A 16,425-nucleotide genomic window follows, 5' to 3' on the forward strand; every position below is an offset into this window, starting at 1 on the left:
CCATGTTCGAGAATGTTGAATCATCCACGGCGGCTGCCGGCGAGCGGCGTTGGGCGGCCGCTGTGAATCGGGCGATCGTGGCGGCCGTCTTCTTCGGCCTCCTCGCGCTGCCTGTCGTGTGGTTCGGGCGCGCGAGCTTCGCACCCGCGCCGCTTCACGAAAATCGCGTCATGACGCCCTTTCCCGACCTGTCGATCCACACGCTGCAGCAGTTCGAGCGGTGGTTCAGCGACCGATACGGAATGCGCGATGCGCTCGTTTACTACGGTTCGCGGCTACAGATGGCTCGCACGGGCACACCGACCAATCAGGACGTCGTCGTCGGGCCGGGCCGGTGGCTGTTTTTCGATCCGTATCACGTGCCCGGACAGCCTCACTTTGCCGATCTGCTCGGCAAGGATCCGCTGTCGTCGTCGCAACTTCAGGATATCGGGCACAACCTTCGCGACATCCACAAGGCGCTGGCGGCGTGCAAGATCCCGTTCTATTTTGTGATTGCGCCGGACAAGCAGACTGTGTATCCGGAAAAGCTGGGCGTTCATGTCCCGGCTGACGCCCGGACGGAAACCGATCAGGTCGTCGCATTCCTGCGCGAACGAGATCCCGATCTGCGCGTGATCGATCTTCGCGGGCCCGTGATCGATGCGAAGGCGAGCGCGCCCTACGAGATTTACAAGCGCACGGATACGCACTGGAACTCCCTCGGCGCGTTTTACGGTTATCGCGCGATCATGGGCCGCCTGGTGCGTGACGGTGTTCTTGCCGGCGCGCCGTGGGCCGATCTCGATCAGTGGCACGTCACCCAGCATCCGTTCGATCAGGGAGACATCGCCGTGAACCTGCTGTCCCTCCCCGGTTATTTCGAGGATTTCAACACCACGTTCGACAAGCGCACGCCAAGGCTTGCGCGCTCGGTTCCGGCGCCCGCGGATGCGCAGCCGGACGAAGGACAGTTCACCGAGAATCCGCAAGGAAAGGGCGGCCTGCTGCTCTATCGCGACTCGTTCTCCGGCGAGCTGATGCCGTTCTTGTCCGAAGACTTCGCGCACATGTGGTCTTACCTCGGGCGCGACGTCGACGGAAGCGAAGTGCGCCGGCGATCGCCTTCGGTCGTGGTGCTCGAAATCGTGGAGCGGAACGTTCGCATGCTGACGAAAAACCCGCAGCGCAATCTGGGGGACGCCTGTTCACGATGAGGTGGGGCGGTTTCGCCCCGAAAAACGAGATGCACACCAGCCCGCAGGCATGACAAGCCATGCGGGCTTTTTGTTGGTGCTCGATCGAGCGCAATCACAACAGGAAGCCTGTCGACACGATCGCGTCATCGCGCCGTCACACCGGCACGCGACCCCACGCACGGCGAAAAAATTCCATCGCCGCCATGCCGGATGTCACCGAAGTGCCATGCCCGCCGCCTACGCTGAGTCCAGCCCCCGATCCAATCGCCTCACCCAGATAGCCTCGACAAAGCGTTTTCCGGGAGCATCCCCTTTCGATGACTGATAGACAGGAGTCCGATCATGAAGACGTTGATGCCTGATGGGTTGACGCTGGCCGGTACGGCAGCGGCGATGATGTGTGCGGGACTGTTGATATCGACGCCGGCCCGATCGGCCGGCGAATTTCCCACCAGGACCCCGATCAAGCACATGGTCGTGATCTTTCAGGAAAACGTTTCTTTCGATCATTACTTCGGCACCTATCCGCATGCGCAGCCCAACAAGGACGGATCGCGCCTCTTCGAGAAACCGAGGGACGACACCCCCACGGCCAACACCCTGCTGAGCGCCGGCTTGCTGACCCATAACCCCAACGGGGCGAATCCGTTTCGCATTGACCGCAGCGTGCCCGTGACGTGCGATCAGGATCACGGTTACGGGGACGAACAGTTCGCGTTTCACGGCGGTCTCATGGACCGCTTCCTCACGCACAGCTGCAAGGACGCGAACCTCGGGCCGAACAGCACGCTCGGCTACTACGACGGCAACACCGTGACTGCGCTGTGGAATTACGCGCAGCACTATGCGATGAGCGACAACTCGTTCGGAACGAGCTTCGGCCCGTCCACCCCCGGTCTTCTGAACCTCGTCGCCGGCACGACCTACAGCGGAACGATCACCAACGGCCTGTCGGCAGCGGGCAATATCGCCAACGGCGCTACCACCGGCGCGGTGATCGGCGATCCGGACCCGGCCGGCGACGTCTGCTCCAATCCCAAGCGCACCCAGATCACCATGTCCGGCACGAACATCGGCGACCTGCTGAACGCGTCGGGCATCAGCTGGGGCGCATTCATGGGCGGCTTCGACAACTGCACGCTGGCGCACAACAATGTGTCGGGCGCCAGCGCGGGCGCGGACTACATTCCGCACCACGCCTTCTTCCAGTACTGGAAGAGCACGCAGAACGCGCAGCATTTGCCGCCGGGCTCGGATGCGGCGATCGGCAAGACCGACCAGGCAAACCATCAATACGACCTGAGCCGCTTCCACACCGCGCTCGCGAATCACAACCTGCCGGCGGTGAGCTTCCTGAAGGCGCGCGCGTTCCAGGACGGACACGCCGGATACTCCGATCCGCTGGACGAGCAGACGTTCATCGTCGGCGTGGTCAACGACCTCATGCGTTCACCGGAGTGGCGCGAGACCGCGATCGTGATTGCCTACGACGATTCCGACGGATGGTACGACCATGTGATGGGACCGGTCGTCTACCAGTCCAGCACGAGCGACGATCAACTGCTGGCGCCGGGGAGCTGCGGCCAACCGCGCCCGACCGACCCGGCAGGCGGCACGCAAAACGGGCGCTGCGGCTATGGCCCGCGGTTGCCGCTGCTGGTGATATCGCCCTGGGCGAAGACCAACTTCATCGACCATCGGGTGACCGATCAGTCTTCCATCACGCGCTTTATCGAAGACAACTGGCGCCTGTCACGCATCGGCAATGGTTCCGCCGACGCGGTCGCCGGGTCGCTGAACGGACTCTTCGATTTCGATGGCGGCCCGCGCGCAGGCCGATGGATTCTCGACGAGCGCACGGGCGTCGTCGCCGCCTTCTATCGCTGATCGCTGGACGTTCCACCGGTCACGCGGCGGCACGGGCACCCCGCCCGCTCCGATCGGGCCCGCGAGCGCCATGCTCGCGAGGCCCGCGCCCATGGTCGCCGGTGGCGCGTGCCGTCGGAACCTGACTTCACATCCCCGGCGCGGGCGCTGCCGCCAGTGGACGAGCGGCGCCCGCCTGCGACAACAGCGTCACGGCGGCCGGATCGGGCATGCCGTTCGCGTCGATGGCGCCGGCTGCCGCCAGCGCGCCGAGATCGCTATCCACGCCCGCTTGCCCGACAAAGAACGGTGTCGTCAGAAACGCCGACACCGTCAGCGTGACCGAATAGTGCTGCTGCAGATTCTTGACGACCGCCGCTTGCGCCGCCTGCACGTCGACCTGGCTCGCCAGCACTTGCTGGAAGCGGGAATTGCCCGGGAAATCGCCGATCAGGTGGGCCGTGTCGGTGCCCAGTTGCGACGCGAGATAGACGAGCATCAACTCGGTTTCAGGCGTGGTATTGAAAGTGCCGCCGGAAAACGCCAGCGAATGCAAGGTCGTGCCGCCCGAGGTCACCGTCAGGACACAGGGAAGCGTCGCATTGACCGTGACGCTGTAATGTCCGCCGCCGTCCGACAGGGTGGAACCGGAGCCCTGCACGCAGCTGACGATGACCGTCGCGCTCGCCAGCGCACGGCCGGTGGCGGCAGTGCCCGAGATGGCGATGGTCGGCATGGTGGTGCCGCCGACGCAGTTGTCGAAGCCGAAACACGCTTCGCCGCCACACGCATGAAGCGCTGCAAGCGCCACCACGCAAAGCGCACCGAGCGCCGGGCGAACGAAACGCGTATCGCGAATGTTCATGGCCGCTGCTGTCGATGGAAGGAGAAAACGCGACGGGTTCCACGCCGATGACCCGGCGTCAGGTTCAATTCTAGGTCCCATTCCCCGAAACCGCTCGCTCACGCGGTAGCGGCCCGGTGCGGATGGCGGCGGGCGGGACCGAACCAGCCGTAACACCAGCCGTCACGTCACGTAACGTCACCGGGCAATGCTACGTAACAATCCTTCATAATCGTTCTGCCCCCGACCGGGAACGTCACGTCCCCATATCGAAAATTCGTTTGAATTCAATGCTGAGCCATGGTTCGAAGCGACTTCCGATGCGCCTGGCCTGACAATTGCAGTAATCCCCTCGTCACCGACTTCAACCGGACATGCGAGGGCTGCCATGGACTGCAAATACCTGTACATCGACAACATCAAGATCAACTTCCTGCGCCGCACGATCGAGATCGACGGCAAGGAGATCGACGTCACGCCGCGCGAATTCGACGTCGTCGAATTCCTGCTCGACAACATGAACCAGATCGTGCCGCGACAGGCGATCCAGGAAGCGGTCTGGGGCCGCGAGCTGGGCGTCTCGTCGCGCACGCTCGACACGCACATCTCGCGCATCCGCTCGAAGCTGCGTCTCGACGAAGACAAGAACATGCGCATCATCCCGATCTATGCGGTCGGCTACCGGCTGGTGCTGTTCGGCGCGGCGACGACGCATGCCGAGCGTCACGAGCCGGCTCCGATCGCGCGCGCGGTGCCGCAGCACACGATGGTCGCGGACTACGCCTGATCGCCGGCCGTCGGGACGACGTGGCGCCTCGCCCCGGGGTGGGCGGCCGTTCGTTTCAGGCTCCAGCTGATCTGACGGCACCCCGTCACGAACCACACCGCTGTAAACGCACATGCCGGCCTCGAAGGCCGGCATGTGCGTTCGGCTCGGCGAAGCACGCTGACTCGCGCACTCCGCCGCTTGCTTCCGCTTACTTCAGCAACATCATCTGCACGACCTTGACGATCACGAGACCGACCGCGATCACCAGGTAGCCGCGCAGCACGCCCATCCAGATTCGCGTCGCGAGCGTCATGTTCTGCGGCTGCAGCGTGTCGAGCGGCGGCATGCGCCAGGTGTCGCGCAGCGAACGGTCGACCACCGGCTCGGCGCTCGCCTTGCCCCGGCGCAGCAGCAGCATCGCGGCGTAACCGGCGATGGCGAACGCGGTGCCGCCCACCAGCACTTCGATGATAGTTTCGCCGCTGATGTCCGGGTACATCACCGAAGCGGTGAGGATGATCGACAGCATCACCAGCACCCAGATCACCGCCCCGGTAAACACGTTGAGCGTCTTCGAATTGACCCACGGGCCGAGCACCTGCTTGTCGTTGCAGAGCAGCAGCAGGAACACGGTCGCGCTCGGCAGCAGCACGCCGGCGAGCGTCTGCACCGCTTCGGTCAGCAAGCCGAGCGGGCTGCCAGGGATCAGCACGATGGCCGCCGCCGCCGCGACGATCCCGAAATACACGAGGTAGAAGCCCTTCGCGTCCGACACGCCGCGATGCAGCGAGTGACGGATCTTGAACACGTCGCCGATCGCGTAGGCCGTCGCGAGCGATACCGACGCCGCGCCGATGATGCACGCGTCGAGCAGCGCGATCGCGAACAGCGTCGCGCTCGTGCGGCCCGCATACTTCTCGAGGCCGGCGATCACGCCACCCGCGTCGGTGAAGTTGCCGGATTCCGGGTGGCCGGCGAACAGCGCCGCGCAGAACGAGATCATCGCAACCGAGCCGATCAGCACGAGCACGATGCCGATCCACAGGTCGGCCTTCTCATACTTCATGAAGCGCGGCGTGATGCGCTTGTCGATCACGTAGCTCTGCTGGAAGAACAGCTGCCACGGCGCGACCGTCGTGCCGACGATGCCGATCACGAGCAGCATCACGTCGGAAAGCTTCGCGTGCGCGGGCCAGTTCGGCACGAGGAAGTCGCGCGTCATCTGCGACACGGGCGGATGGATCGCCACCAGCACCGGCACGAGCAGCAGGCTCAGCACGCAGAGCAGCACCGCGAAGCGCTCGAAGCGCTTGAAGTCGCCGGTACTGACCGCGGCCATCGTCAGCGCCGCGGCGACACACACGCCCGCGACCTTCGGCATGCCGAAGAAATCGAGCACGAACGTGATGCCGATGAATTCGGTGACGATGGTGAGCGCGTTGAGGATGAACAGGTCGATCACGCTGAACGCGCCCCAGAACTTGCCGAAGCGCTCGAAGATCAGCCGTGCGTGACCGACGCCGGTAACGGCGCCGAGGCGCAGCACCATTTCCTGGTTGACGAACAGCACCGGCACGAGCAGCAGCAGCGTCCACAGCAGCGTGGTCCCGTAGTTCTGGCCCGCCTGCGTATAGGTGCCGAACGCGCCGGCGTCGTTGTCCCCCACCATCACGATGAGTCCCGGCCCGAGAATCGCGAGCAGCGTGCGAAAGCGCGCCCACCACGTGTTGCGCGGCGCGGTGTCATGGTGCGCGATCGAGCCGAGCGCGCCGTGGATGTCGCCGAGGTGCGCGTCGTCGAGGACGGCGCTGCGCTGCGCGGCGATGGGTGGAGAAACGTTGGATGGCGTGGACATGATGTGTTCCGTACGGGCTAAAGGTTGTCAGGCAAGCGCTCGCCCTCGGCATATGCACGCGTGCCGGCCGCGTCGCGGCGGCCAGGCGTGCCTATGCCGAGGAACGCTCGACGGTTCAGGAAACGAGTGATTTCAGCTGGCGGATCAGGCGCACGAGCGCCGGCTTCCGGGAATCGAGCGACAGCATCGCTTCGTAGTGCGGACGCGATTCCGGGACTTGCGGGAGTTGCGGCAGCAAAAGGCCGAAATTCATGATCTGGCTCCGGGCGGCGGCACGAGACATGCTCGCCGCATGGCTGGGCGCGAGCCAATCCGGAGTGCCGTTCGTGGTCAGGCTACTCGGCCGGATTGCCCCTGCGACCCATGGTTGAAAGGGTCAAGCGGCATAAGGGGCAACTGTCACTGTCGTTCATGTCAGCTCCTGTTCGTGTTCCGGAGAACGGTTGAGCCGCCACGACGGACGCAGCCGGGTGCGCGCCGGCCTGCGAACAGGCGTGCGCGAACGCGGCCGCGAACGAGCGGCGGCAAAGCCGGATTGCGCATGCGCGACGGCACGGCGCTATCTGGCGCGAAAAGGGTGCACGAGGAGTGTTACTGCGGAAAACTGCTGCGCGCACCGTTTGCCTTGACGACAAACGGCGGCTTCTGAAGAGGCGCGGACGTCTGTCGCTCAGGCGGAAATTCGAGTCGAAGATCGACTACTGCAAGCGTCCAAGGCATCTGCCCCATTTGTGAAGATGGCGGATTCTAGGGATCGGCCGAAATGGAAGTCAACCCCTTTGCCCGCTCTTTCTCAAAATTATTTTTCGGGGTTCGACGACTGAAAGTTTTGACGCCGCCAATACGTACCCGAACCTTTCAGCAGCGCTTCGGCGACGATCCGCGCGCGGCCGGAAGCGCCCGCGGGACGGGCCGGTGCGGGAAATCGCGCAGGCCGATCGCATCGATGCAACGTGCCGCGCCTTTACGCGTTTTTTACTTGCACTACCGCGCGGCCCGCGAATACAATCCGCCGCAATTCAAAGAAGGAGTCCGTCCATGGACACATCCCCTGGTAGTGGCAGTTCGATGCCGGCACTGGCCGGCCACGCATTCGCGAGATAGCCGCCAGGGTATGCCCTTCGCCGCTGACTCGCACCAGTCGGGTTAGCGCGCTTCACTCCGGATCGGCCTTGGCCGGTTCGTCCGTCGCACACTCCGTCACGTTTCAATCGTCGATCGCAGGCCGCGCCGCGCGCCCGGGATTCTTCACGTCGTCCGGCATCGCCGGACCGGGCGGGAGCTTCGTCATGTTCATTCAATCGTTCGTGGTCAAACTCAAGCGCCATGCGCATCACGCATGCGACCGCTCGTGAGTGTCCGCCCCGTCGCCGCTCCGCCCCCATATATTTCATTAGCCAGACTAAACAAATCGCGGAAGTTACATGAATAAGAAATTCGATTCCACGCTTCGCAGGAACGGCCTTTGCACCTGTGTGACGCTGCTGCTGTCGCTCGGCGTCGTCGCGCCGTCGTTCGCGCAATCGGACGCGCCCGCTGCTGCGCCCGCAGCTGCCGCTGCCGGCGCGAGCGACACCGCCGCGCCCGCGCCGACCGGCTTCTGGGAGCGCCCGAACCTGTTCGGCAACATGGGCGGCCTGCGCGACAAGCTCGGCGACGCGGGCGTCACGCTGAGCCTGCAGGAAATCAGCGAGTACCTGAACAACGTATCCGGCGGCACCAACCGCGGCGGCGCATACGACGGCATCACGCAGCTCGGCGTGACCGTCGACACCGACCGGGCGGTCGGCCTGCCGGGCGGCACATTCTTCGCGTCCGGGCTGCAGATCCACGGCACCAATCTCACGCAGCGCAACCTGCAGGCGCTGCAATTCGCGACCGGCATCGAGGCGAATTCGACGACACGTCTCTGGGAACTCTGGTATCAGCAGGCGTTCGCGGGCGGCAAGGCCGACGTCAGGATCGGCCAGCAGAGCCTCGACCAGGAATTCATGATGAGCCAGTACGCGACGCCATTCATGAACGCGACGTTCGGCTGGCCGGTGCTGCCGTCGACCGACATGCCCGCGGGCGGCCCGGCATACCCGCTGTCGTCGCTCGGCGTGCGGCTGCGCCTGAAGCCGTCCGACTCGTGGACCATCCTCGCGGGCGTCTACGACGGCAATCCGGCGGGCAGCATCAATGGCGACCCGCAAGTGCTGAACGCGCACGGCACGAACTTCAACCTGGGCAGCGGCGCGCTGCTGATCGGCGAAGTGCAGTATGCGATCAACGCGCCGAGCGCCGATCCGAAAGACCCCCAACCCGGCGGCCTGCCCGGCACCTACAAGCTCGGCGTCTGGTACAACACGCTGCACTTCGCCGACCAGAACACCGACGCCAACGGCATCGCGGCGAGCCATCGCGGCAACTACGGGTTCTATGCGGTGGCCGACCAGATGGTCTGGCGTCCCGCCGCCGACAGCCCGCGCTCGCTCGGCGTGTTCGCGCGCCTGATGGGCGCGCCGGGCGATCGCAATGTCGTCGATTTCGGCTTCAACGCAGGCGTCACGCTCAAGGCGCCGTTCGCGGGCCGCGACAACGACGTCGCCGGCATCGCGGTCGGTTACGCGAGGATCGGCTCGCATGCGAGTGCGTTCGATGCAAACGTCGGGCGCACGACGCCGGGCTACCCGGTGCGCAGCGCCGAAACGCTGATCGAAGCAACCTATCAATTCCAGGTCACGCCATGGTGGCAACTGCAGGCCGACCTGCAGCACGTGTTCCATCCGTCGGGCGGCATCCCGAACCCGAACGCGCCGGGCGCGCGCGTCGGCGACGAAACGATCGTCGGTGTACGCACGACGATCACGTTCTGACGAAAGAGAGGCGGTGCCTGCTGCGCGGCGCGCAGGAAACAACTGTTGCCGGCGATGACGCGCCGACAGCAGGCGATGCATAATGGCGCCTTTACCGCGCGTCCTTCCCATGCCGTTCGCCCTCCACGCCTTCATTGCGCCGCTGATCGTTGCCTGTGCGCTGTTCATGGAAAGCGTGGATGCGAACATCATCGTCACGGCGCTGCCGGCGATGGCGCGCGATTTCGGTCATAGCCCCGTCACGCTGAACATCGCGATCACGGCCTATGTCGTCGGCCTCGGCGTGTTCATCCCGATCTGCGGCTGGCTCGCCGACCGCTTCGGTGCGCGCACCGTGTTCCGCACCGCGATCGGCATCTTCGTCGCCGGCTCGCTGCTGTGCGCGGCGTCCCGCTCGCTCGGCCTGCTGACGTTCGCGCGCTTCGTGCAGGGCATCGGCGGCGCGATGATGGTTCCCGTCGGCCGCATCATCATCTTCCGCGCGGTGCCGCGCTCGGATCTCGTGCGCGCGATGAACTACCTCGCGATTCCCGCGCTGTTCGGCCCCACGGTCGGGCCGCTGCTCGGCGGCTTCATCACGACCTATCTGCACTGGCGGATGATCTTCTTCATCAACGTGCCGATCGGCCTGTACGGCATCTATCTCGCGAACAAGCACATCGCGAACACGCACGAGCCGGACCCGGGGCCGCTCGACTGGTTCGGCTTCCTGCTGTCGGCGAGCGGCGCGGCGCTGCTGCTGATGGGGCTCACGCTGCTCGACGGCGCGCTGACTTCGCGCGGGAACGCCGCGGCGATGTGCGCGGGCGGCGTGGCATTGCTCGCGCTGTACGTGCCGTATGCGCGCCGCAAGGAGCGGCCGGTGCTGGATCTCGCGTTCCTGCGCATCCCGACGTATCACGCAAGCGTCGTCGGTGGCTCGCTGTTCCGCATCGGCCTCGGCGCGGTGCCGTTCCTGCTGCCGCTCGCGCTGCAGGAAGGGCTCGGCATGAGCGCGTTCCATTCGGGCCTCATCACCTGCGCGTCGGCGCTCGGCGGCGCGGTCAGCCGCTCCACCGCCACCCGCACGCTGCGCCGCTTCGGGTTCCGCACCGTGCTGATGTACAACGCCGCGTTCGCCGGGCTCGCGATCGCCGCGTACGGCGTCTTTCATCCGGGCATGCCGGTGTGGGCGATCTGGCTGATCGTGCTCGTCGGCGGCGTGTTCCCGGCACTGCAGTTCACGAGCCTCAATTCAATGATCTATGCGGACATCTCGCCGCGCGACGCGGGACGCGCGACGAGCCTCGGCAGTGTCGTGCAGCAGATGTCGCTCGGGCTCGGCGTCACCGTCGCCGGGCTCGTGCTGCATGTGTCGCACTGGATTCAGGGGCACCAGGCGATCGTCTGGTCGGATTTCTGGCCGGCGTTCGTCGTCGTCGGGCTGTGCTCGTTCGCATCGATTCCGATCACGCGGCGGCTCGCGCCGGATGCCGGCGACGAAGTCGCGCGGGGGACGCGGGGCAAGGACGAGTAAGCGGGAATATGACTTCCGGCAACCGCCCGCTCGCAGCGAGTTGAAAGGTTCGACGAAGACGAGTACGGCGGAGTATGTTGCGTGCTGCCCCCAATCGCCTATGCTAAAAGCCAGGCGCGATGCGCGGGCCTCCAGGCGGTGACGATCCCGTTAAGAACAGAGGTGATGTACCGCCCATTGCCCATGCGTGCGGAGGGCAATGGATGCGATCGAAAACATGCTTGAACGTCATGGTCGCACTGACGACCATCCTCGCAGGATGCGGTGTCACTCCGGTGGGCGACCCGCAACTGCTGGCGTTCCTGAAGGACGGCGCGACGACACGTGAAGATGTCTACCTGCACCTGGCAGAGCCCAGCGCCACGTTTGAGGGAGGGCGCATCCTGAGCTACCTGCTGGATGAGGATAAGGGTGGCTACATTCTGATGCGACGACGGGAGAAAGCATGGAACGGCAAGTTCAGTCTGGTACTGGCCTTTGACGAGCACGGCGTGCTGCGGCGCCACGCGTTGGTCAGAGTCCGGGATCTTCCAAACTCGCCTTGATCGAGATGCCGGGGATGCGCGCGAACCTGCTCAGGACCCTCTGCGCCGCGGCCAGTGCCACGCTGCTGCTGGCCGCTTGCCCCGTGCCCATTTGGCGGGGCTATGACTACGATTCCCGCGCCAACGTACCCGCGACCGTTCCGGATTCGATCAAGAAAGGCGAATCCACCCGCGAAGACGTCCTGATGCAGTTCGGCGAGCCCGATACTGTGGCGGTCGACGAATCATGGGTGGAGTATGGCAGCAGCTACACCTTGGGCGGGCTGATACTGGTCGTGTTCGCGGGTTCAGGAGGCGCTGCCGTAGGTGCCGTGGACATGCGATTCCGCCGAATGATCATTGAATTTGATCGTCAGGGTGTCACGACTGAAATCATCCTCGAATCGATGAGCTGCTATCAGTACTCCGGCGCGGCCATTGGCCAGGGCCAAGGCCGTAACATCGGGGGCTCGACCAAGCCCTGCCTGGATAAATTGGGACTGGACGTGCCAGAAAAGTTTCATCTGTCTTCCGTCCGTGAATGACGGCGGCTCTGAGGCATTGGCGCCAACAGGTACTTTCCCGTCCTGCCCCCTGTCTGGATTCCAGCGTGTACCGTACTTCAGTCGAGTTCTTGCGCAACGAGCGCGATCTTGGCCCCTGCGGGAAGTCCTTGCGAACAGAGTCGGTCGATCCCGATCATTCGAACTTCCCGCCTCGGCTCCAATCGGCGTCCACGCATCACGCACCGAACATTTGCTCCCGAGCCGACACGTTTCGCCGCTGAAACGCTTTTCGCACGCGCCCGGGGGCGGGATTTCGGAATCCGTGACCGGACGGCCATGGTGCGATTCATGCATGCCCGAAACTGCCCGACTTGTGAGCCAGTGACCCAACCGGGATTGACGCCAATACGTTGACCATTGCCGCCGCCCGTGCCACCCCGATTCGGCTCCCCAGGCTACGACGCCAGGGCCGTTTCTCTGTTCAAAGGGATGAAACATGTGCAAGTAACGGACCACGGGCCTCGGCAGCGCCGGGATATCGGGCCCGCTTGTTCCGTGTGCCGCTGGTTGACATGGCGGCCACTACATTTGATAGGAGTTCGTAATGAATGACAGGTACGCGCTCTTGAGAAAGATTTACGGTGTGAGCCTTGTCATGGGCATTACTGCCCTGTTGGCGCTTGGCGCAGACAGGGCAGCAGCCGACCAGGTTTTGACGATCTCCGATCTTGGCACGCTTCCCGGTGGAACCTTCAGCGTTGGCACCGGCATCACCAGACGCGATGAGGTAGTCGGCTACGCGCTCACCTCGAGCCAGCAATATCACGCCTTTTTGTATCGAGACGGCGTGATGACGGATCTCGGCGCCCTGCCCGGTGGCAGCAACAGCTATGCGACGAGCATTGACAACGATTGGCATGTGTCCGGCGTGGCATACACCGCGGGCGGGGCAGGACACGCTGTCGTCTGGACACCGGCCCATTGACGGCACCGCGCCTGCTTTGTGCTGGCTCAAAGTCGCCACTGTCAGGCTAACTTCCGCCGGCTGAAAAGCAGGAGTCCGTCTACGGGTTCAGCCACGCGAGTTATCGTCGGGAGTGATATACGCGGCGTGCGCGTGTGCGGCCAACCAAACCAGTCGAGGCGCCTGACGGCCCCTCGGCAGGATGTGCATTTGTGTGGGTGGCAGCCACCTTCGTGAGCGCCCCGGGAAAATCGAAATGAGTATGCGCGCGACTTACATGTTCGCATTGCGGTACGGCGGCGTTGCGACGTTCTACATGCGACACGACGGCTATCCGACTGGCGCTGCCCTCTACCTGCTTGCCGCGCACCTGTCGGACGCTCCCGCATCGCTTGCCGACAGGTTCCATCGCGTGAACAAGGATGCGGAGCTGGCTTCACCCGAGGGGCACAAGGATCTGTCCTATCGCTACGCGATCGACGTCAATGGACATCTGTTCGCGTATCAGCTCGAATCCCGCACGGATGAGTGGGACCGGATCTTTTCCGGGCATTATGCCGAGTTCATCAACGGGCACGCGCCCGCCGAGGCGCTGGGAAACGGCCCCCTGAAACTGATCAAGACCTCGCACACCGGCGAGTGTCGCGAGTGGGTCACGCGCGGGCAGTTGATCACGCGTCATGCCGTCGCTGTCGCCGCATTGTCGTCCCACCGCGAAAGACACCCGGAACACGTGGACAGCATCGTCGGCTATCAGCGTGCGGTCGCGGCGCTCGACCTCGCGCTCCGGCAATACGACGAAGCGGAGGATCACCGGGGAGCGCAGTGGTAGCCCAATACCTGCGACGGCCGGCAAACGGTCAGAGCGGCCAAGAGCCGCCGTTCGACAATCCACCTCATATCGCCGACAATGCATTCGCATGCCGTTCGTGCGAATGCTGACGGCCCCGACGTCTGTTTCAGTGCCCCATTCGGGTCCGCCATGGCTTGGCCTCGCCGGGAAACAGGCGGCCGCTTTGAGTCGATCGGCAGCGCGGTGCAGATCGTTGACCATTGAAAGCATCGCTTGCCGGGCAGAGATGAACATCGGATCGCTGCGCGGCCATGTCCAGGCGGGAGACGCCCCGATGATTCCCTCTGCCCGTTATGCACTCGCATTTGTCGTCAACGTGGCGTTGCCCGTATTGGCCTACCGGATCGGATACGTTCACTATGGGCTGCCAGGCGGGCTGATTGCGTCGGCCATCCCCTTGCTTGCATGGATATGCATCGACCTCGTGCGATTTCGACACTTCGATGCGCTGAGCGCGGTGTTTCTCGCGGGTATCGCCATGTCACTGCTCGTGCTCGTTTCAGGCGCCTCGCGGTGGGTACGCGAAGCGCGTGAGCCGCTGGTGAGCGGCATCATCGGCGTGCTTTTTCTGCTGTCGCTTCTGATGGATCGGCCACTGGTGTTCTATCTTGCGAGGTCGACAGTGGCCCGCGAGCGGTCCGGGCGGGAACGGGAATTCGACATGATGTGGCAGACCCGCCCTGCACTGGCGAAGTCTATCCGCCTGATGACGGCAGTCTGGGGCGCAGGTCTGGTCGGCGAGAACGCGGTACGGCTCTGGATGACCTGCTGCATGGCCGGTCAACACGGTCATCTGCTCTCTGCCTTCGTCAGATACGGAACCTACGCTGGACTGACGGTATGGACGATCGTTTACCGGCGTATATACATCAAGCGGCGGATATAGCAGCCGCTCAGTCGCCTGAATGGCGTGATCGTCGTGCGACGCCGGTGCGCAGCGGGTACCGCTGCGTGTTGCAAGGACAAAACATTCAAATGGCTCCTGCAGCCTGATAGCGATCGTCCGAACGACACGAATCGCAAGATGCTTCCTGCCCGTCCGTGAGCGCCATGACGCCCTGCCTCCTCGCCCACACGGCACACAGCTGAATTCAGATCACCTGTCCGTTGATCATTCATCAATTGTCAGCACGGCAATTCACCTGTCAAATCCCGGCATTGCTTCTCCGGGGAATCGGAGACGCGAAGTCTTGCCGGGTTCGCTGACCCACCATTCCTGTTGAAACGAGGAACAGAAACATGATTGCCGGAAAATCCGTCGAGCAGTGGAAGCAAAGCCACCCACTCATCGAAGACCTCGTCGCCCTGAAAGAAACGGCCTGGTTCAATCCGGCCGTACGGCCCGCGAAAGAAGCGCTGTCCGACGCAGGATTGACCCGGGAGGACGTGGAGGACGCCGGCGCAAGACTCGCGCGGTTCGCCCCCTACATCGCGCAGGTATTCCCGCAGACGGTGGAGGCGGCGGGAATCATCGAGTCCCCGGTCCGGCCCGTTCCCCGTTTCCACGAGGCGCTGCGCGAACGATACGGCTGCGCGCTGCCGGGCCAGCTATGGATCAAGCTGGACAGCCATTTGCCGATATCCGGCTCGATCAAGGCACGTGGCGGGATCTACGAGGTTCTGAAACATGCCGAAGATCTCGCATTGTCGGCAGGAATACTGAACATCAATGATGACTATTCGAAGATCAACAGCGAAGCGTTCCGCGCGTTTTTCGGAAAATACCGAATCGCCGTGGGCTCCACCGGAAACCTGGGGCTGTCGATTGGCATCATGGGGGCCACGCTCGGGTTCCAGGTGACGGTCCACATGTCGGTAGACGCGCGCCAGTGGAAGAAGGACAAGTTGCGTGCACACGGCGTGGAAGTCGTCGAACATGCGTCGGACTACAGCACGGCAGTGACCGAAGGACGGAGGCAGGCAGCCAGGGATCCCCGGTGCCACTTCATCGACGACGAGAATTCGCGGAATCTGTTCCTCGGATACGCGGTGGCCGCAGACCGACTCAAGCCGCAACTGGACACGGCCGGAGTCGTCGTCGATGCCGGGCATCCGCTGTTCGTCTATCTGCCCTGCGGCGTCGGCGGTGGTCCGGGCGGCGTGGCATTCGGCTTGAAGCTGGCGTTCGGCGACGCAGTGCACTGCGTCTTTGCGGAGCCCACGCATTCGCCGTGCATGCTGCTCGGCGTATACACGGGCTTGCACGACGAGGTGTCGGTGCAGGATTTCGGCATCGATAACGTCACGGCGGCCGACGGACTCGCAGTGGGGCGGCCGTCCGGATTCGCAGGCAAGGCAATGCAGCGGCTCGTCGACGGATACTATACCGTCACGGACGAGGCGCTCTATGCATTGCTCGCGCTGCTCGAACGAGAAGAAGGCCTCTGCCTCGAGCCTTCCGCGCTGGCCGGCGCGCCGGGCATGGCGCGCGTCCTCGCCAACGATCAGGAAGGCTACCGCCAGCGCATGGGCATGCGTCCGGACATCCTGGCCAACGCAACCCACCTCGTGTGGGCGACAGGAGGCAGCATGGTCCCGGAAAAGGAAATGGCGGCCTACCTGGCCAAAGGCCGGCAGGCGTTGAGCGCCTGACCGGCGCGGCCGCCAGCCGGTTCCGGGGCTGGCGGCCGCACGACATCGACGCGGCAGCGGCGATACGTCGAGACTTTACCGACGACAGAGGAAACAGACA

General features: G+C 64.1%; 14 protein-coding genes. 11 read left to right on the forward strand and 3 right to left on the reverse strand.

What is annotated here, in order from left to right:
- Positions 1-2 precede the first annotated feature (2 nt).
- Positions 3-1,196, forward strand: a complete 1,194-nt coding sequence (locus tag LIG30_RS12980; RefSeq protein ID WP_051995012.1) for an alginate O-acetyltransferase AlgX-related protein — start codon at positions 3-5, stop codon at positions 1,194-1,196.
- Positions 1,197-1,520: 324 nt separating this feature from the next.
- The gene (locus LIG30_RS12985) at positions 1,521-3,065 is read left to right on the forward strand and encodes a phospholipase C (RefSeq protein ID WP_038712770.1); all 1,545 of its coding nucleotides are present in this window, start codon (positions 1,521-1,523) and stop codon (positions 3,063-3,065) included.
- A 127-nt stretch (positions 3,066-3,192) separates the two neighbouring features.
- Here LIG30_RS12985 and LIG30_RS12990 read toward each other — a convergent pair whose 3' ends face one another.
- Positions 3,193-3,909 (reverse strand): hypothetical protein, encoded by a 717-nt coding sequence (locus LIG30_RS12990; RefSeq protein ID WP_038712771.1) that lies wholly within the window; start codon positions 3,907-3,909, stop codon positions 3,193-3,195.
- Between the two features lie 367 nt (positions 3,910-4,276).
- Between LIG30_RS12990 and LIG30_RS12995 the strand changes: the two genes are divergently transcribed.
- Positions 4,277-4,675, forward strand: coding sequence for a winged helix-turn-helix domain-containing protein (locus tag LIG30_RS12995; RefSeq protein ID WP_038712772.1), 399 nt, complete (start codon positions 4,277-4,279; stop codon positions 4,673-4,675).
- 190 nt (positions 4,676-4,865) lie between these two features.
- Here LIG30_RS12995 and LIG30_RS13000 read toward each other — a convergent pair whose 3' ends face one another.
- Both LIG30_RS13000 and LIG30_RS27005 read right to left on the reverse strand, forming a co-directional pair.
- Positions 4,866-6,512 (reverse strand): Nramp family divalent metal transporter, encoded by a 1,647-nt coding sequence (locus LIG30_RS13000; RefSeq protein ID WP_038712776.1) that lies wholly within the window; start codon positions 6,510-6,512, stop codon positions 4,866-4,868.
- A gap of 115 nt (positions 6,513-6,627) precedes the next feature.
- The gene (locus tag LIG30_RS27005; protein ID WP_200929680.1) at positions 6,628-6,765 is read right to left on the reverse strand and encodes a hypothetical protein; all 138 of its coding nucleotides are present in this window, start codon (positions 6,763-6,765) and stop codon (positions 6,628-6,630) included.
- 1,171 nt (positions 6,766-7,936) lie between these two features.
- Between LIG30_RS27005 and LIG30_RS13010 the strand changes: the two genes are divergently transcribed.
- The 8 genes from LIG30_RS13010 (at position 7,937) to dsdA (ending at position 16,325) form a co-directional block, all read left to right on the forward strand.
- On the forward strand, positions 7,937-9,370 hold the full coding sequence (locus tag LIG30_RS13010) for a carbohydrate porin (protein ID WP_038712781.1): 1,434 nt from the start codon (positions 7,937-7,939) through the stop codon (positions 9,368-9,370).
- A gap of 82 nt (positions 9,371-9,452) precedes the next feature.
- A complete protein-coding gene (locus LIG30_RS13015; RefSeq protein WP_038712782.1) occupies positions 9,453-10,886 on the forward strand; it encodes an MFS transporter in 1,434 nt (477 codons plus the stop codon).
- Between the two features lie 230 nt (positions 10,887-11,116).
- On the forward strand, positions 11,117-11,431 hold the full coding sequence (locus LIG30_RS13020) for a hypothetical protein (protein ID WP_038712785.1): 315 nt from the start codon (positions 11,117-11,119) through the stop codon (positions 11,429-11,431).
- Positions 11,432-11,445: 14 nt separating this feature from the next.
- On the forward strand, positions 11,446-11,955 hold the full coding sequence (locus LIG30_RS13025; RefSeq protein ID WP_083494030.1) for a hypothetical protein: 510 nt from the start codon (positions 11,446-11,448) through the stop codon (positions 11,953-11,955).
- Positions 11,956-12,520: 565 nt separating this feature from the next.
- A complete protein-coding gene (locus tag LIG30_RS13030) occupies positions 12,521-12,901 on the forward strand; it encodes a hypothetical protein (protein WP_051995013.1) in 381 nt (126 codons plus the stop codon).
- 193 nt (positions 12,902-13,094) lie between these two features.
- Positions 13,095-13,712 (forward strand): hypothetical protein, encoded by a 618-nt coding sequence (locus LIG30_RS13035; protein ID WP_235510300.1) that lies wholly within the window; start codon positions 13,095-13,097, stop codon positions 13,710-13,712.
- 214 nt (positions 13,713-13,926) lie between these two features.
- Positions 13,927-14,619: a VC0807 family protein gene (locus LIG30_RS13040; protein WP_235510301.1), complete on the forward strand. Its 693-nt coding sequence runs from the start codon at positions 13,927-13,929 to the stop codon at positions 14,617-14,619.
- A gap of 353 nt (positions 14,620-14,972) precedes the next feature.
- Positions 14,973-16,325 carry a D-serine ammonia-lyase gene (dsdA, locus tag LIG30_RS13045; RefSeq protein ID WP_038712790.1) on the forward strand — a complete coding sequence of 451 codons (1,353 nt, stop codon included), beginning with the start codon at positions 14,973-14,975 and terminating at the stop codon, positions 16,323-16,325.
- The last annotated feature ends 100 nt before the right edge of the window (positions 16,326-16,425 follow it).

It is taken from the genome of Burkholderia sp. lig30, from assembly GCF_000687455.2.
Classification (GTDB): domain Bacteria; phylum Pseudomonadota; class Gammaproteobacteria; order Burkholderiales; family Burkholderiaceae; genus Burkholderia.